13 protein-coding genes and 2 tRNA genes are annotated in these 16,193 nt (G+C 59.6%); all 15 read left to right on the top strand.

Going from position 1 to position 16,193, the window contains the following annotated elements; all coding sequences use genetic code 11:
• The first annotated feature begins 58 nt into the window (after positions 1-58).
• A complete protein-coding gene (gene rlmE / locus EGJ86_RS11060) occupies positions 59-682 on the top strand; it encodes a 23S rRNA (uridine(2552)-2'-O)-methyltransferase RlmE (RefSeq protein WP_099526104.1) in 624 nt (207 codons plus the stop codon).
• A 171-nt stretch (positions 683-853) separates the two neighbouring features.
• Positions 854-2,767, top strand: a complete 1,914-nt coding sequence (ftsH, locus tag EGJ86_RS11055) for an ATP-dependent zinc metalloprotease FtsH (protein ID WP_125835140.1) — start codon at positions 854-856, stop codon at positions 2,765-2,767.
• 8 nt (positions 2,768-2,775) lie between these two features.
• Entirely contained in the window at positions 2,776-3,627 is an 852-nt protein-coding gene (gene folP, locus EGJ86_RS11050; protein WP_125835139.1) for a dihydropteroate synthase, read from the top strand.
• Between the two features lie 13 nt (positions 3,628-3,640).
• A complete protein-coding gene (gene glmM / locus EGJ86_RS11045) occupies positions 3,641-4,978 on the top strand; it encodes a phosphoglucosamine mutase (protein WP_125835138.1) in 1,338 nt (445 codons plus the stop codon).
• A gap of 65 nt (positions 4,979-5,043) precedes the next feature.
• Positions 5,044-5,799 (top strand): triose-phosphate isomerase, encoded by a 756-nt coding sequence (gene tpiA, locus EGJ86_RS11040; protein ID WP_099526100.1) that lies wholly within the window; start codon positions 5,044-5,046, stop codon positions 5,797-5,799.
• 3 nt (positions 5,800-5,802) lie between these two features.
• Positions 5,803-6,180 (top strand): preprotein translocase subunit SecG, encoded by a 378-nt coding sequence (gene secG / locus EGJ86_RS11035; protein WP_125835137.1) that lies wholly within the window; start codon positions 5,803-5,805, stop codon positions 6,178-6,180.
• A 7-nt stretch (positions 6,181-6,187) separates the two neighbouring features.
• Positions 6,188-6,273 (top strand) — tRNA-Leu (locus EGJ86_RS11030).
• Between the two features lie 97 nt (positions 6,274-6,370).
• Positions 6,371-6,447 (top strand) — tRNA-Met (locus EGJ86_RS11025).
• 129 nt (positions 6,448-6,576) lie between these two features.
• A complete protein-coding gene (rimP, locus tag EGJ86_RS11020) occupies positions 6,577-7,035 on the top strand; it encodes a ribosome maturation factor RimP (RefSeq protein WP_099526098.1) in 459 nt (152 codons plus the stop codon).
• Positions 7,036-7,195: 160 nt separating this feature from the next.
• Positions 7,196-8,677 (top strand): transcription termination factor NusA, encoded by a 1,482-nt coding sequence (gene nusA, locus EGJ86_RS11015; protein WP_099526097.1) that lies wholly within the window; start codon positions 7,196-7,198, stop codon positions 8,675-8,677.
• 27 nt (positions 8,678-8,704) lie between these two features.
• On the top strand, positions 8,705-11,191 hold the full coding sequence (gene infB / locus EGJ86_RS11010) for a translation initiation factor IF-2 (RefSeq protein WP_125835136.1): 2,487 nt from the start codon (positions 8,705-8,707) through the stop codon (positions 11,189-11,191).
• A 109-nt stretch (positions 11,192-11,300) separates the two neighbouring features.
• Positions 11,301-11,693, top strand: coding sequence for a 30S ribosome-binding factor RbfA (gene rbfA, locus EGJ86_RS11005; protein WP_004424397.1), 393 nt, complete (start codon positions 11,301-11,303; stop codon positions 11,691-11,693).
• A gap of 3 nt (positions 11,694-11,696) precedes the next feature.
• The gene (gene truB / locus EGJ86_RS11000; RefSeq protein ID WP_125835135.1) at positions 11,697-12,617 is read left to right on the top strand and encodes a tRNA pseudouridine(55) synthase TruB; all 921 of its coding nucleotides are present in this window, start codon (positions 11,697-11,699) and stop codon (positions 12,615-12,617) included.
• Positions 12,618-12,787: 170 nt separating this feature from the next.
• On the top strand, positions 12,788-13,057 hold the full coding sequence (rpsO, locus tag EGJ86_RS10995; protein WP_004424394.1) for a 30S ribosomal protein S15: 270 nt from the start codon (positions 12,788-12,790) through the stop codon (positions 13,055-13,057).
• A 171-nt stretch (positions 13,058-13,228) separates the two neighbouring features.
• Complete coding sequence (pnp, locus tag EGJ86_RS10990) at positions 13,229-15,334, top strand: polyribonucleotide nucleotidyltransferase (protein ID WP_125835134.1); 2,106 nt, start codon at positions 13,229-13,231, stop codon at positions 15,332-15,334.
• The last annotated feature ends 859 nt before the right edge of the window (positions 15,335-16,193 follow it).

Here is a 16,193-nt window from a genome sequence, read left to right as displayed (position 1 = left end):
GCGCCTATCTTACCCGAGCCCGCGCAGTTATTCATGACCCGTTGAGTCAGAGGTTTCAGTGGCACGTTCCAAGACCAGCCAGCGTTGGCTGAAAGAACATTTCGACGATCCCTACGTGAAGATGGCGCAGAAGGACGGCTATCGTTCGCGCGCCAGCTACAAGTTGCTGGAAATCCAGGAGAAGGATCGCATCCTGCGCCCAGGCATGACCGTAGTCGATCTCGGCGCGGCACCGGGCGGTTGGTCGCAGGTCACCAGTCGGGTGATCGGTGACAAAGGGCGGTTGATCGCTTCCGACATCCTGGAGATGGACAGCATCCCTGATGTCACCTTCATTCAGGGTGACTTCACCGATGACGCGGTCTTCGCGCAGATTCTCGAGGCCATCGGTGAAAATCCGGTGGACCTTGTTATTTCCGATATGGCCCCCAATATGAGTGGGGTAAGAACCGCCGATCAGGCGCGCGCCATGTATCTGTGCGAGCTGGCGCTGGATCTGGCCGGGCGTGTATTGCGTCCGGGCGGTGATTTTCTGATCAAGATCTTCCAGGGCGAAGGTTTCGACGCTTATCACAAGCAGGTGCGTGAGACGTTCGACAAGGTGCAGATGCGCAAGCCGCTGTCCTCGCGTGATCGCTCCCGTGAACAATATCTGCTGGCGCGTGGCTTTCGCGGGGTGTGATTGAAACTGGTATCGACCATGTCGGTCTCAGTGGCAGAAACCTCATAAAGGGTTACAGACGGCGCCTGCGGGATGCGGGCGTTTGGTGTAAGTTAGTCGGTATATCATTGGTCGTCATGGGAAGCCCGCTTCGCCACGAGGCCTGCTTCAGAGGGTAGCTAATTGAACGACATGGCAAAGAATCTGATCCTGTGGCTGATCATCGCGGCGGTGCTGGTTACCGTGATGAACAACTTCTCCAGTCCGAGCGAGCCGCAGACCCTGAGCTACTCGCAATTCATCGAGCAGGTGAAGGAAGGGCGCGTCGAGCGCGTCACTGTCGACGGCTATGTGATCACTGGTAAGCGTACCGATGGCGAAGGCTTCAAGACCATTCGTCCGGCGATCCAGGACGGCGGCCTGATTGGCGACCTGATCGACAACAACGTGGTCATCGAAGGCAAGCAGCCGGAGCAGCAGAGCATCTGGACTCAACTGCTGGTAGCAAGCTTCCCGATCCTGGTGATCATCGCCGTATTCATGTTCTTCATGCGTCAGATGCAAGGCGGGGCCGGCGGCAAGGGTGGTCCGATGAGCTTTGGTAAGTCCAAGGCGCGCCTGCTCTCCGAGGATCAGGTCAAGACCACCTTTGCTGACGTTGCTGGTTGCGACGAGGCCAAGGAAGAAGTCAGCGAGTTGGTGGAATTCCTCCGCGATCCAGGCAAGTTCCAGCGTCTGGGCGGTCGTATCCCGCGTGGCGTGCTGATGGTCGGCTCGCCAGGTACCGGCAAGACCTTGCTGGCCAAGGCCGTGGCCGGCGAAGCGAAAGTGCCGTTTTTCACCATTTCCGGTTCCGACTTCGTCGAGATGTTCGTGGGTGTGGGTGCTTCCCGCGTTCGCGATATGTTCGATCAGGCCAAGAAGCACGCCCCTTGCATCATCTTCATCGACGAGATCGACGCTGTTGGTCGCCACCGTGGCGCCGGTATGGGCGGCGGTCATGACGAGCGTGAGCAGACTCTCAACCAATTGCTGGTGGAGATGGACGGCTTCGAAATGAACGACGGCATTATCGTCATTGCTGCCACCAACCGTCCGGACGTTCTCGACCCTGCGCTTCTGCGTCCTGGTCGCTTCGACCGTCAGGTGGTCGTGGGCCTGCCTGATATCCGCGGTCGCGAGCAGATTCTGAAAGTGCACATGCGCAAAGTGCCGATGGGCGACGACGTCAATCCGGCGGTCATCGCGCGCGGTACTCCGGGCTTCTCCGGTGCTGATCTGGCCAACCTGGTCAACGAAGCTTCTCTGTTCGCTGCTCGTGCCGGTAAGCGCCTGGTAGAAATGAAGGAGTTCGAGCTGGCCAAGGACAAGATCATGATGGGCGCAGAGCGCAAGACCATGGTCATGTCCGACAAGGAGAAGCTCAATACTGCGTTCCACGAGGCGGGGCACGCCATCGTCGGTCGCCTGGTTCCCGAGCATGATCCTGTCTACAAGGTTTCCATCATTCCGCGCGGTCGTGCCTTGGGTGTGACCATGTTCCTGCCGGAAGAAGATCGTTACAGCCTCAGCAAGCGCGCCTTGATCAGCCAGATCTGCTCGCTGTTCGGTGGCCGTATCGCCGAAGAGATGACCTTGGGCTTCGATGGTGTCACCACGGGCGCTTCGAACGACATCATGCGCGCCACCCAGCTGGCCAAGAACATGGTCACCAAGTGGGGCCTGTCCGAGAAACTGGGCCCGCTGATGTATGCGGAGGAAGAAGGTGAAGTCTTCCTGGGTCGTAGCATGGGTAGCCAGGCCAGCAATGTGTCCGGTGAGACTGCCAAGCAGATCGACGAGGAAGTGCGCCGTATCATCGATGAATGCTACGCCACGGCCAAGAAGCTGCTGGTAGAGAACCGTGACAAGCTCGATGCCATGGCCGAAGCGTTGATGAAATATGAAACCATCGACGCTGAGCAGATCGATGACATCATGAATGGTCGCGAGCCCCGTGAGCCGCGCGGCTGGGGTGGTGGTGACGACTCTGGTGCTCCGCAGGCCAAAGTCGACGAGCCAGACCGCTCTGAAAAGCCCATTGGTGGGCCGGCGGCCGAGCACTAAGGTTTCATATGTCTCAAGCGCAACACCCGAGCCGGCTACCCTGTGGTAGCCGGCTTCTTGATTTGTCCCGTCCGCAGGTGATGGGCATTCTCAATGTCACTCCTGATTCTTTTTCCGACGGTGGGCGTTTTACGGCGCGCGACGCCGCACTGCGTCATGCCGAGCAGATGGTCGCAGCAGGTGCGACGCTGATCGATATCGGTGGTGAGTCCACCCGTCCTGGGGCGCGAAGCGTTTCGCCTACCGAGGAGCTGGAGCGGGTTGCGCCAGTTGTCGAAGCCATCGCTCGTGAGCTCGACGTGATCATTTCCGTGGATACCTCGACGCCTGCAGTCATGCGTGAGACGGCAAGGCTGGGCGCGGGGCTGATCAATGATGTGCGCTCGCTGCAGCGTGATGGTGCTCTTGATGCGGCGGCAGATACCGGTCTGCCGGTTTGTCTGATGCATATGCGCGGCGAGCCCGGCAACATGCAGGATGATCCGCAGTATTCGGACATCGTCTCAGAGGTGCATGATTTTCTCGTCGAGCGCATGGCCGCCTGCGCGACGGCCGGTATTCCCGCCGAGCGGATCCTGCTCGATCCGGGCTTTGGTTTTGCCAAGACCCTGGAGCACAATCTCGCCCTGTTCAAGCGCATGGGCGAACTCTCTGCGTTGGGGCGGCCCTTGCTGGTTGGTGTTTCGCGCAAGAGCATGATTGGTAAGGTGCTCGGTCACGAGGTTGGCGATCGCCTGTACGGTAGCTTGGCATTGGCGGCCCTGGCATTGACCAAGGGCGCACATATTTTGCGTGTGCACGATGTCGCCGAAACGGTGGATGTGGTGCGCATGATCGCTGCGGTTGAAGCGGCGCAATAACAAGGAAAGCGTTATGGCTAGAAAGTACTTCGGTACCGACGGTATTCGTGGGCGTGTCGGTCAATTCCCGATCACCCCGGATTTCATGCTCAAGCTCGGCTGGGCCGCTGGCATGGCGTTTCGCAAGCAGGGTAAGTGCCGCATTCTGATCGGCAAAGACACACGTATCTCTGGCTACATGTTCGAGTCTGCCCTGGAGGCGGGGCTCGCTGCTGCAGGGGCTGACGTGCAACTGCTCGGGCCGATGCCGACGCCGGCCATCGCCTACCTGACACGTACTTTCCAGGCTGATGCCGGTATCGTCATCAGTGCTTCGCACAATCCGCATGACGATAACGGCATCAAATTCTTTTCCGGCGAAGGCACCAAGCTTCCGGATGATGTCGAGCTGATGATCGAAGAGTTGCTCGACCAGCCGATGACCGTGGTTGAGTCTGCCGGGATCGGTAAGGCTTCGCGAATCAACGACGCTTCGGGGCGCTATATCGAGTTCTGCAAGGGCAGCGTGCCCAGTGGCACCAGCTTCAAGGGGCTGAAGATCGTCCTCGATTGCGCTCATGGTGCTGCCTACAAGGTGGCGCCGAGTGTATTCCGCGAGCTGGGTGCAGAGGTTCGGGTTATTTCGGCTCAGCCCGATGGGCTCAATATCAATGATGCTTGTGGCTCTACGCACATCGCGGCGTTGCAGGCTGAAGTGGTCGCACAGCAGGCGGACCTGGGTATTGCCTTCGATGGCGATGCTGATCGTGTGCTGATGGTCGATCAGTACGGTGCGGTGGTCGACGGTGACGAGCTGTTGTTCATCATTGCGCGAGACCTGCAGGAGCGTGATCGTCTGCGCGGCGGTGTGGTCGGCACGTTGATGAGCAACCTGGGGCTGGAGCTGGCGCTGGCAGATCTGAACATCCCATTCGTTCGCGCCAATGTGGGCGATCGCTATGTGATCGCTGAATTGCTGGCGCGCAATTGGCAACTTGGGGGCGAGAACTCTGGGCACCTGGTGTGCTTCCAGCACACCACCACCGGCGATGCGATCATTGCAGCTCTGCAGGTGCTGATGGCACTCAAGCGTCGTGGTCAGAGTCTGGTCGAGGCGCGCAGCGATCTGAGAAAATGCCCGCAGGTATTGGTCAATGTGCGGTTTTCCGGTGCGCTCGACCCGCTCGAGCATCCGTCCGTTAAAGAGGCTTGCGCGCGTGTGACCGAGAGCATGGCAGGGCGCGGTCGCGTACTGCTACGCAAATCCGGCACCGAGCCATTGGTGCGGGTAATGGTCGAGGGTGACGAGGAAAGCTCGGTTCGCGGCTATGCCGATGAATTGGCTAAGATTGTTGCCGAAGTCTGTGCTTGATTGAGCTTGCTACCGAGGGTGCTCTTGGGTAACATCTGCGCCCTCTTTGATCGACGAGGCAAAACATGCGTCGCACCTTAGTCGCCGGTAACTGGAAAATGCACGGTACCCGCGCAAGCGTCGCAGAGCTGATCGAAGGGTTGCGTCAGCAGGTACTGCCTGCGGATGTAGAGGTTGCAGTGTTTCCTTCCAGTCTGCATATCGCTCAGGTCGTCGAAGGCCTGAATGGTAAGGCGGTGAAGATTGGGGCACAGGATTGCGCGGCGCAAGTTGAGCAGGGCGCCTTGACCGGTGAGCTGGCAGTCAGTCAGTTGGTCGATGGTGGTTGTGAGCTGGTGCTGGTTGGTCACTCGGAGCGTCGCCTGATTCTGGGTGAAAGCGATGAAGTGGTCGCACACAAGTTTGCAGCGGTACAGGCTGCAGGTTTGACTCCCGTGCTCTGTGTTGGTGAAACCCGCGAGCAACGTGAAGCGAATGCAACGCTGGGTGTGGTGGGTGGCCAGTTGGCTGCAGTGATCGATGCGCTAGGTGTCGATGCGCTGAAAAACGCCGTAGTGGCCTATGAGCCTGTGTGGGCCATTGGCACCGGGTTGACCGCTACGCCTGAGCAAGCTCAGGAAGTGCATGCGGCGATCCGCGCGCAAGTTGCGCAGCTCGATGCTGGTGTCGCGAGTGAGTTGAGAATTCTTTATGGCGGCAGTGTAAAGGCCGCCAGTGCTGTCGAGTTGTTCGGCATGCGGGATATCGATGGGGGGCTCGTAGGTGGTGCCTCTCTGAATGCGGATGAATTCGGTGCGATCTGTCGCGCTGCAGGAAACTGAAGAATGCTGGAAACAGTCATTGTTGTTTTGCACCTGATGGGTGCGATCGGGATTGTAGCGCTGGTACTGTTGCAGCAGGGTAAGGGCGCTGACGCAGGTGCGTCGTTCGGTTCGGGTGCTTCGGCAACTGTATTCGGAAGCCAAGGTTCCTCTACCTTTCTGAGTAAGTTTACTGGTATACTCGCCGCGGCTTTTTTCATTACCAGCTTGGGTTTAGCGTACTTTGCTAAAGAAAAAGCTGATGCACTGACTCAGGTTGGTCTGCCAGATCCAGCGGTTCTGGAAGTTCAACAAAAACCGGCTGTCGAAGACGTGCCGGTGCTCGAAGAGCAAGCTCCAGCGTCTGATGCTTCGGACGTGCCGGAGGCTCCAGAGCAGTAACAGTTTTGCCGAGGTGGTGGAATTGGTAGACACGCTACCTTGAGGTGGTAGTGGCCATAGGCTGTAGGGGTTCGAGTCCCCTCCTCGGTACCATACTCAAGAAAGCCCGCAGTTCGCGGGCTTTCTTGTTGCTGGAGTGTTTGGTTGACCCTCGCCAGGGGGTGGCCGTATAATTCCGGCCCAGCTTTGACGCGGGGTGGAGCAGTCTGGTAGCTCGTCGGGCTCATAACCCGAAGGTCGTAGGTTCAAATCCTGCCCCCGCAACCAGTTTCAGCAGGCCCCTTTTCAGGGGCTTTTTGTTAGCTGAAAGACAGTGTCCGTTGGTATTCACGGCGGATTGAAGGGATGGGCGTTTCGCCCATTTTTTATTTGCACAGCATGCACGAGGGCCGTTAAGTGTCGAGCAAGCTAGAACAGTTGCAGGCCTTGTTGGCCCCAGTAATCGAGGCGCTCGGTTACCAATGTTGGGGCATCGAGTTCCTGTCGCAGGGGCGTCATTCGCTGCTGCGTGTCTATATCGATAAAGCCGATGGCATCCTCATCGATGATTGTGAAATCGTCAGCCGTCAGCTCAGTGGTGTACTCGATGTCGAGGATCCGATTACCTCGGAGTACACACTGGAAGTTTCTTCTCCTGGCATGGATCGTCCGTTGTTCACCATCGAACAGTTTGCGACGCATGCCGGTGAACAGGTGAAGATCAAGCTGCGTTCGCCTTTCGACGGGCGTCGTAACTTCCAAGGCCTCCTTCGCGGTGTGGAGGAGCAGGACGTGGTAGTTCAGGTGGATGACCACGAGTATCTGTTGCCGATCGACCTGATCGACAAGGCCAATATCATCCCCCGATTTGATTGATATGCGGATTTTGTGGCGCTGCTGAACTGCCGATTTTCGGCGCAGCGCGAGCGACACAGATGGCGCGAAGGTAGCGCGGCAGCTCACGACGATAGCGCCAATGGCGTGAACGTGACGCGGACTGCGCAGAACCAATGGATTGCGAAAGGCGAGGCGTACGATGAGCAAAGAAGTACTGCTGGTTGTTGAGTCGGTATCCAACGAAAAGGGTGTACCGGCCGGCGTGATTTTCGAGGCGCTGGAGCTGGCTCTGGCGACCGCCACCAAGAAACGTTTCGAGGACGAGGTCGACCTGCGAGTGTCGATCAACCGTCAGAACGGTAGCTACGAAACTTTCCGGCGCTGGACCGTGGTCGACGAGTCCGAGTTCGAGGACCCTGCCTACCAGGTGACCGAGGATATGCCGCAGGCCGTTGAGGCCAACGCCAAGATCGGTACCGTGCTCGAAGAGAAGGTCGATTCCATCGAGTTCGGCCGCATCGCCGCGCAAACCGCCAAGCAGGTCATCGTGCAGAAAGTGCGCGAGGCCGAGCGTGCCCAGGTGGTAGACGCCTACCGCGAGCGCCTGGGTGAGATCATCTCCGGCACCGTGAAGAAGGTCACCCGCGACAACGTCATCGTTGACCTGGGTAACAACGCCGAGGCGCTGCTGGCTCGTGAAGACATCATCCCACGCGAGACTTTCCGCGTCGGTGTGCGTCTGCGTGCCCTGCTCAAGGAAATTCGTACCGAGAACCGCGGCCCGCAGCTGATCCTGTCGCGTACCGCTCCGGAAATGCTGATCGAGCTGTTCCGCATCGAAGTACCGGAAATCGCCGAAGGGCTGATCGACGTCAAGGCCGCCTCCCGTGATCCGGGTTCGCGCGCCAAGATCGCCGTGCGCTCCAAGGACAAGCGTATCGACCCGCAGGGTGCCTGCATCGGTATGCGTGGTTCGCGCGTCCAGGCCGTTTCCGGCGAGCTGGGCGGTGAGCGCGTCGATATCGTGCTGTGGGACGACAACCCCGCGCAGTTCGTCATCAATGCCATGTCGCCGGCTGAAGTGGCTGCGATCATCGTCGATGAAGATGCCCATGCCATGGACATCGCCGTTGGCGAAGACAACCTGGCCCAGGCCATTGGTCGTGGCGGTCAGAACGTGCGTCTTGCCAGTCAATTGACCGGCTGGACCCTGAACGTGATGACCGAAGCGGACATTCAGGCCAAGCAACAGGCAGAAACCGGCGACATCATGCAGTCCTTCATCGACGAGCTGGAAGTCGACGAAGAGCTGGCACAAGTCCTGGTTGAAGAGGGTTTCACCAGTCTCGAAGAGATTGCCTACGTACCCATGGAAGAAATGCTCAGTATCGACGGCTTCGACGAGGAGATCGTCAATGAGCTGCGTGCACGGGCCAAGGATCGTCTGCTGACCAAGGCGATCGCCAACGAGGAGAAGTTGGCCGATGCCCATCCGGCAGATGATTTGCTGGAACTGGAAGGCATGGACAAGGCGCTGGCTCTGGAGCTTGCGCTGCGCGGCGTGATTACCCGTGAAGACCTGGCCGAGCAGTCGATTGACGACCTGCTCGACATCGACGGCATCGACGAAGAGCGTGCCGGCAAGCTGATCATGGCCGCCCGAGCCCATTGGTTCGAATAAGCGGTTGCGGCCTGAGGAGAAAGATGCATGACGCAAGTCACGGTGAAAGAACTGGCCACAGTGGTCGACACCCCGGTTGAGCGCCTGCTGCAGCAGATGCGTGAAGCTGGCCTGTCCCACGACAGTGCCGAACAAGTAGTGACCGATAGTGAGAAACAGGCCCTGCTGGCCCATCTCAAGAGCAGTCACGGCGATAAGGTCGAAGAGCCGCGCAAGATCACCTTGCAACGCAAGACCACCAGCACGCTGCGCGTTGCTGGTAGCAAGACCATCAGTGTTGAAGTGCGCAAGAAGAAAACCTTCGTCAAGCGCAGCCCGGAAGAGCTCGAAGCCGAGAAGCAGCGTGAGCTGGAAGCTCAGCAGGCAGTTGCCGAGGCCGAGCGCCTGAAGGTCGAGGAAGAAGCCAAGCGCAAGGCCGAAGAAGAAGCCAAGCGCCAGGCTGCCAGTGCCCCTGACGATACTGCCGCACCTGCTGCCGCGCCGACGCCTGTCAGCGAGCCGCTGGTTGTCGCTCCGGTCGTCGAAGTCGAGCGCAAGAAAGAAGAAGTGCGTCGCCCCGAGAAGGCACGCTCTGATGAAGACGAGCGTCGCGATCGCAAGCACACCCAGCATCGCCCCGCGACCAAGGAGAAGGCGCCGGCTCCGCGCGTCGCTCCGCGTAGCGTCGATGAAGAAAGCGACGGTTTCCGTCGTGGTGGCCGCGGCAAGTCGAAGATGAAGAAGCGCAACCAGCATGGCTTCCAGGCTCCGGCCGGTCCGGTGGTGCGTGAAGTGGCCATTGGCGAAACCATCACGGTGGGCGATCTGGCTCAGCAGATGTCGGTCAAGGCCGCCGAAGTCATCAAGTTCATGTTCAAGATGGGCACCCCGGCCACCATCAACCAGGTGCTGGATCAGGAAACTGCCCAACTGATCGCCGAAGAGTTGGGCCACAAGGTCAAGCTGGTCAGCGATACCGCCCTGGAAGATTCCCTGGCCGAGTCGCTGAAGTTCGAAGGTGAGGCCGTATCCCGTGCTCCAGTCGTGACCGTAATGGGCCATGTTGACCACGGTAAGACCTCGCTGCTCGACTACATTCGTCGCGCCAAGGTGGCTTCCGGTGAGGCGGGTGGCATCACCCAGCATATCGGTGCTTACCACGTGGAAACCGAGCGTGGCATGGTCACCTTCCTCGACACCCCCGGTCACGCCGCGTTTACCGCCATGCGTGCACGCGGTGCCAAGGCGACCGACATCGTCATCCTGGTCGTCGCAGCTGACGACGGCGTGATGCCGCAAACTCAGGAAGCCGTACAGCATGCGAAAGCGGCTGGTGTGCCGATCGTGGTTGCAGTGAACAAGATGGACAAGCCGGAAGCCAATCCGGACAACATCAAGAACGGCCTAGCCGCACTGGATGTGATTCCGGAAGAGTGGGGTGGCGACGCGCCATTCGTACCGGTTTCCGCCAAGGCCGGTACCGGTATCGACGAGTTGCTCGAGGCTGTGCTGCTGCAGGCTGAAGTCCTCGAGCTGAAAGCCACTCCGTCGGCCCCGGGTCGTGGTGTGGTGGTCGAATCGCGTCTGGACAAGGGCCGTGGCCCGGTAGCCACCGTGCTGGTTCAGGACGGTACCCTGCGTCAGGGCGACATGGTGCTGGTCGGCGTCAACTATGGCCGCGTGCGCGCCATGCTCGACGAGAACGGCAAGCCGATCAAGGAAGCAGGTCCGTCCATTCCGGTCGAGATTCTCGGCCTCGATGGTACGCCGGATGCCGGTGACGACATGACCGTGGTCGCCGACGAGAAGAAGGCCCGCGAAGTTGCCCTGTTCCGTCAAGGCAAGTTCCGCGAGGTCAAGCTGGCCCGTGCTCACGCCGGCAAGCTGGAAAACATCTTCGAGAACATGGGCCAGGAAGAGAAGAAAACCCTCAACATCGTGCTCAAGTCCGATGTGCGTGGTTCTCTGGAAGCCCTGCAAGGCTCGCTCAGCACCCTGGGCAACGACGAAGTGCAAGTGCGCGTGGTCGGTGGCGGCGTCGGTGGTATCACCGAGTCCGATGCCAACCTGGCGCTGGCTTCGAACGCCGTACTGTTCGGCTTCAACGTCCGTGCTGACGCTGGTGCGCGTAAGATCGTCGAGGCTGAAGGCCTGGACATGCGCTACTACAACGTCATTTACGACATCATCGAAGACGTCAAGAAGGCGCTCACCGGTATGCTCGGCAGCGATGTTCGCGAGAACATTCTGGGCACCGCCGAAGTGCGTGACGTATTCCGTTCGCCGAAGTTTGGCGCGGTTGCCGGTTGCATGGTCATCGAAGGTACCGTCTACCGCAACCGTCCGATCCGCGTGCTGCGTGAAGACGTGGTGATCTTCGAAGGTGAGCTGGAATCGCTGCGTCGCTTCAAGGACGACGTCGCCGAAGTGCGTAACGGCATGGAGTGCGGTATCGCGGTGAAGAGCTACAACGACGTCAAGGTCGGCGACAAGATCGAAGTGTTCGAGAAAGTCCAGGTGGCTCGCAGCCTGTAATCGCGAGTCGCAACACGCAACGCCCGGCCCCGCATTCGCGCGGCCGGGCGTTTGCCGCTTTTGAGTCCGCTGGCGAACAGACAGCGGACGAAGTAAAGGTAAGTAGAAAATGGCCAAAGATTACAGCCGTACCCAGCGTATCGGCGACCAGATGCAACGCGAACTGGCCCAGCTTATTCGGCGTGAGGTCAAGGATCCGCGTCTGGGGCTGGTGACTATCACCGCAGTCGACGTCAGTCGTGATATCGGTCACGCCAAGGTCTTCATCACCGTCATGGGGCAGGATGATGCCGAGGCGATCAAAGAGAGCCTCAAGGTACTCAACGACGCAGCCGGTTTCCTGCGCATGCAGCTGGGCAAGGCGATGAAGCTGCGCAGCGTGCCACAGCTGCACTTCCACTACGACGAGAGCGTCCAGCGCGGTGCTCACCTGTCGGCACTGATCGAGCGTGCCGTGGCGGAAGATCGTCTGCACGACGACACCGCGGGTTCCAAGGAGTAAGGCGTGGCGCAGGTCAAACGTATTCGCCGCAAGGTCGACGGCATCATCCTGCTCGACAAGCCGCACGGTTTCACCTCCAACGCCGCGCTGCAGAAGGTGCGTTGGCTGCTCAATGCCGAGAAGGCCGGTCACACCGGTAGCCTCGACCCGTTGGCCACTGGTGTGCTGCCGCTGTGTTTCGGTGAGGCGACCAAGTTCTCCCAGTATCTGCTCGACGCTGACAAGGGCTACGAGACCGTCGCTCAGTTGGGTGTCACCACCACCACTGGTGATGCCGAAGGCGATGTTATCGAACGGCGCCCGGTGACCGTCGGTCGCGCCGAGATTGAGGCGCTGTTGCCGCGTTTTCGCGGTGAAATCAAACAGATACCGCCAATGTACTCGGCCTTGAAGAAGGGCGGTCAGCCACTCTACAAGCTGGCTCGTGCGGGTGAAGTAGTGGAGCGCGAAGCGCGTTCTGTTACTATTGCGCGCCTGGAACTGCTGGCCTGCGAAGGCGAGCAGGCCCGTCTGGCGGTTGATTGCAGCAAAGGCACCTATATTCGTACGCTGGTCGAGGATCTCGGCCAGTTGCTCGGCTGCGGTGCACATGTCGCCGAGTTGCGCCGTACCAAGGCCGGCCCGTTCGATCTGACGCGTACCGTGACGCTGGAAGAACTGGAGGCCGCACACGCCGAAGGTGGTAACGAGGCGCTGGATCGCTTCCTGCTACCGGCCGATAGCGGTCTGCAGGACTGGCCGCTGCTGCAGTTCTCCGAGCACAGTGCGTTCTACTGGTTGCAAGGGCAGCCAGTGCGAGCGCCGGAAGCACCGAAGTTCGGCATGGTGCGGGTGCAGGATCACAATGGTCGCTTCATCGGCATCGGTGAAGTGAGTGACGATGGGCGTATCGCCCCGCGTCGATTGATTTATACCGGTGCGTAGCACCGAACGGTTCGGCCGAGATGGCTGAAAGCCTGATGCTGACGACGTCGTCATCAGGTGCTGCGAGGGTGGCTGTTAGTAGGCACGGTCATACCTCTTTTTAAAACACGGGAAGCGATTCCCGGCCTATTGAGACTGCTTCGGCAGTTTCCAGATGAGAGGAAGCCAACATGGCACTCAGCGTTGAAGAAAAAGCCCAGATCGTTAACGACTACAAGCAAGCTGAAGGCGATACCGGTAGCCCGGAAGTGCAGGTTGCCCTGCTGACCGCCAACATCAACAAGCTGCAAGGTCACTTCAAGGCCAACGGTAAGGATCACCACAGCCGTCGTGGTCTGATCCGTATGGTTAACCAGCGTCGTAAGCTGCTGGACTACCTGAAGGGTAAAGACACCAGTCGTTACAGCGCCCTGATCGGTCGCCTGGGCCTGCGTCGTTAATAGGCGCGAGCTGCACAAGTTGGAAGCTGGGAGTTCGGCGTCGCGAGTGGGGAGTGATCCTCACCTCGTGGCGCTGGGCTTCCAGCTTTTGGCTTTTCGAGGGATGCACCGGGTCCGACTCCCGCGCTTCTTTCCAATTTCCCCCAAGGCAACAAAGAGAAGGAAAACACCGTGAACCCGGTAATCAAGAAATTCCAGTTCGGTCAGTCGACCGTTACCCTCGAGACTGGCCGTATCGCCCGTCAAGCCTCCGGCGCAGTGCTGGTCACCGTTGACGACGACGTCAGCGTGCTGGTCGCCGTAACCGGCGCCAAGACTGCCGACCCAAGCAAGGGCTTCTTCCCGCTGTCCGTGCACTACCAGGAAAAGACCTACGCTGCCGGCAAGATCCCGGGTGGTTTCTTCAAGCGTGAAGCGCGTCCTTCCGAGAAAGAAACCCTGACCTCGCGTCTGATCGACCGTCCGATCCGCCCGCTGTTCCCGGAAGGTTTCCAGAACGAAGTGCAGGTCATCTGCACCGTGGTTTCCACCAGCAAGAAGACCGATCCGGACATCGCTGCGATGATCGGTACCTCGGCCGCTCTGGCTATCTCCGGTATCCCGTTCAACGGCCCGATCGGTGCCGCGCGCGTCGCCTTCCATCCGGAAACTGGCTACCTGCTGAACCCGAATTACGAGCAACTCAAGGCCTCCAGCCTGGACATGGTCGTGGCCGGCACCAAGGACGCCGTGCTGATGGTCGAATCGGAAGCCAAAGAGCTGACCGAAGACCAGATGCTGGGCGCCGTGCTGTTTGCCCACGAGGAATTCCAATCGGTCATCCAGGCTGTTACTGAGCTGGCCGCCGAAGCCGCCAAGCCGACCTGGGACTGGCAGCCGAAAGCCGAGAATACTGCTCTGCTGAGCGCTATCCGTAGCGAGTTTGGTGAGGCAATTTCCCAGGCTTACACCATCACCATCAAGCAAGACCGCTATGCGCGTCTGGGCGAGCTGAAAGATCAGGTCGTTGCCAAGTTCTCCGGTGAAGAAGGTCAGCCTTCCGCCGGTGAAGTCAAAGAAGCCTTCGGCGAAATCGAATACCGCACCGTGCGCGAGAACATCGTCAACGGCAAACCGCGTATCGATGGCCGTGACACCCGCACCGTGCGTGGCCTGAACATCGAAGTCGGCGTTCTGGACAAGACCCACGGCTCGGCGCTGTTCACCCGTGGCGAAACCCAGGCACTGGTCGTTGCCACCCTCGGTACCGCTCGCGACGCGCAACTGCTCGATACCCTTGAAGGCGAGCGCAAAGACCCCTTCATGCTGCACTACAACTTCCCACCGTACTCGGTCGGTGAGTGTGGTCGTATGGGCGCCACTGGCCGCCGCGAAATCGGTCACGGCCGTCTGGCACGTCGTTCGGTTCAGGCCATGCTGCCGGCTGCTGACGTGTTCCCGTACACCATTCGCGTGGTTTCGGAAATCACCGAGTCCAACGGTTCTTCCTCGATGGCTTCCGTCTGCGGCGCTTCCCTGGCCTTGATGGACGCTGGTGTACCGATGAAGGCGCCGGTTGCCGGTATCGCTATGGGTCTGGTCAAGGAAGGCGACAAGTTTGCCGTTCTGACCGACATCCTCGGCGACGAAGATCACCTGGGCGACATGGACTTCAAGGTTGCCGGTACCGCCAATGGCGTTACTGCACTGCAGATGGACATCAAGATCCAGGGCATCACCGAAGAGATCATGGAGCAGGCGCTGGAGCAGGCGCTGGAAGCTCGCCTGAACATCCTCGGCCAGATGAACCAGGTCATCGCCCAATCGCGCAGCGAGCTGTCGGCCAACGCGCCGACCATGATTGCGATGAAGATCGACCAGGACAAGATCCGCGACGTCATCGGTAAAGGCGGCGCGACCATCCGTGGTATCTGCGAAGAGACCAAGGCTTCGATCGACATCGAGGACGATGGCTCGATCAAGATCTTCGGCGAAACCAAGGAAGCCGCCGAGGCTGCCAAGCAGCGTGTACTGGCCATTACCGCAGAAGCCGAGATCGGCAAGATCTACGTCGGCAAGGTCGAGCGCATCGTCGACTTCGGTGCCTTCGTCAACATCCTGCCGGGCAAGGACGGTCTGGTGCACATCTCCATGCTGAGCGATCAGCGCGTGGAGAAGGTCACCGACGTGCTGCAGGAAGGCCAGGAAGTGAAGGTGCTGGTACTGGACGTGGACAACCGCGGCCGTATCAAACTGTCGATCAAGGACGTAGCTGCTGCCGAGGCCTCTGGCGTCTAAGCACGGCTGGTCTGTTCGAACGAGAAGGGCTCCTGCGGGAGCCCTTTTTTTGGTTCTTCGCATTCTCGCGGGGAGGATACGTTTGACACCGGACTGGCAAGTTTGTGTGCGTATCGCTTACTGACTTAGCACTATCCGTTACTGCGTGCGCTGAGCGTTTGGGTTGCGCCCCTTACGGGCGCCACACCTTTCTTGCTTGCCCAAGAAAGGTGTGCCAAAGAAGGGCACCCCGACATCCGGGTTTCGCTACGCGAAACTTCCCTCGCTCCGGCGCTGCTCCGGGGGCCGGCTTACATGGGCCATCCCTGGCCCATTAAGCCTCTCGCCGCATCCATGCGGCTCGCTCCCCTACGCAACACCTCCACTCGGCCTCCTGAAGGGGACCAGGTCGCGAGCTTGCGTAATCTTTACGGAATTGGAATTGGCGGCGTCTGGCCTTTGCTCTTCAACTGCGATGGTACAGACGACGTCCAAATCCCCTTCAGGAGGCCGAGTGGAGTCGCCGTGGAAGGGGTTGAGCGGCATGGATGCCGCGAGAGCCGTGATGGGCCAGGGATGGCCCTTCACGGCGGGCCCCTGGAGCGGTGATGGAACGAGGGAACCCCGGCGCAGCCGGGACCGGATGGTGGGGCGCCCTTCTCTTTGGTTACTTTCTCTTGGGCAAGCAAGAGAAAGTGACTCGCCCGTAAGGGGCGAAACCCATCAGGCCAGGCGGCGTGCTAATGGAGAGTGTCAAGTCATCGACAGCTAACACGTAATTGCCAGTCCGGTGTCAACTCGCACTTGCTCCAAGCTATGCGAAAAGCCTTTTTGTGTTTGATCGGCAGGTTCTGCCGCTTGCACCGGAGACTTCCTGGGC

Origin of the sequence: Pseudomonas sp. o96-267 (genome assembly GCF_003935465.1) — a bacterium.
GTDB lineage: Bacteria > Pseudomonadota > Gammaproteobacteria > Pseudomonadales > Pseudomonadaceae > Aquipseudomonas > Aquipseudomonas sediminis.
Note: the sequence above shows the minus strand (reverse complement) of the source record. Positions and strands in the feature narration are given on the sequence as shown.

Bases quoted from the DNA above. Each gene is read 5' to 3' on its own strand.
- nusA (WP_099526097.1), top strand. From the start codon at position 7,196: ATGAGCAAAGAAGTACTGCTGGTTGTTGAGTCGGTATCCAACGAAAAG.
- rbfA (WP_004424397.1), top strand. From the start codon at position 11,301: ATGGCCAAAGATTACAGCCGTACCCAGCGTATCGGCGACCAGATGCAA.
- infB (WP_125835136.1), top strand. From the start codon at position 8,705: ATGACGCAAGTCACGGTGAAAGAACTGGCCACAGTGGTCGACACCCCG.
- glmM (WP_125835138.1), top strand. From the start codon at position 3,641: ATGGCTAGAAAGTACTTCGGTACCGACGGTATTCGTGGGCGTGTCGGT.
- secG (WP_125835137.1), top strand. From the start codon at position 5,803: ATGCTGGAAACAGTCATTGTTGTTTTGCACCTGATGGGTGCGATCGGG.
- folP (WP_125835139.1), top strand. From the start codon at position 2,776: ATGTCTCAAGCGCAACACCCGAGCCGGCTACCCTGTGGTAGCCGGCTT.
- tpiA (WP_099526100.1), top strand. From the start codon at position 5,044: ATGCGTCGCACCTTAGTCGCCGGTAACTGGAAAATGCACGGTACCCGC.
- rpsO (WP_004424394.1), top strand. From the start codon at position 12,788: ATGGCACTCAGCGTTGAAGAAAAAGCCCAGATCGTTAACGACTACAAG.
- ftsH (WP_125835140.1), top strand. From the start codon at position 854: ATGGCAAAGAATCTGATCCTGTGGCTGATCATCGCGGCGGTGCTGGTT.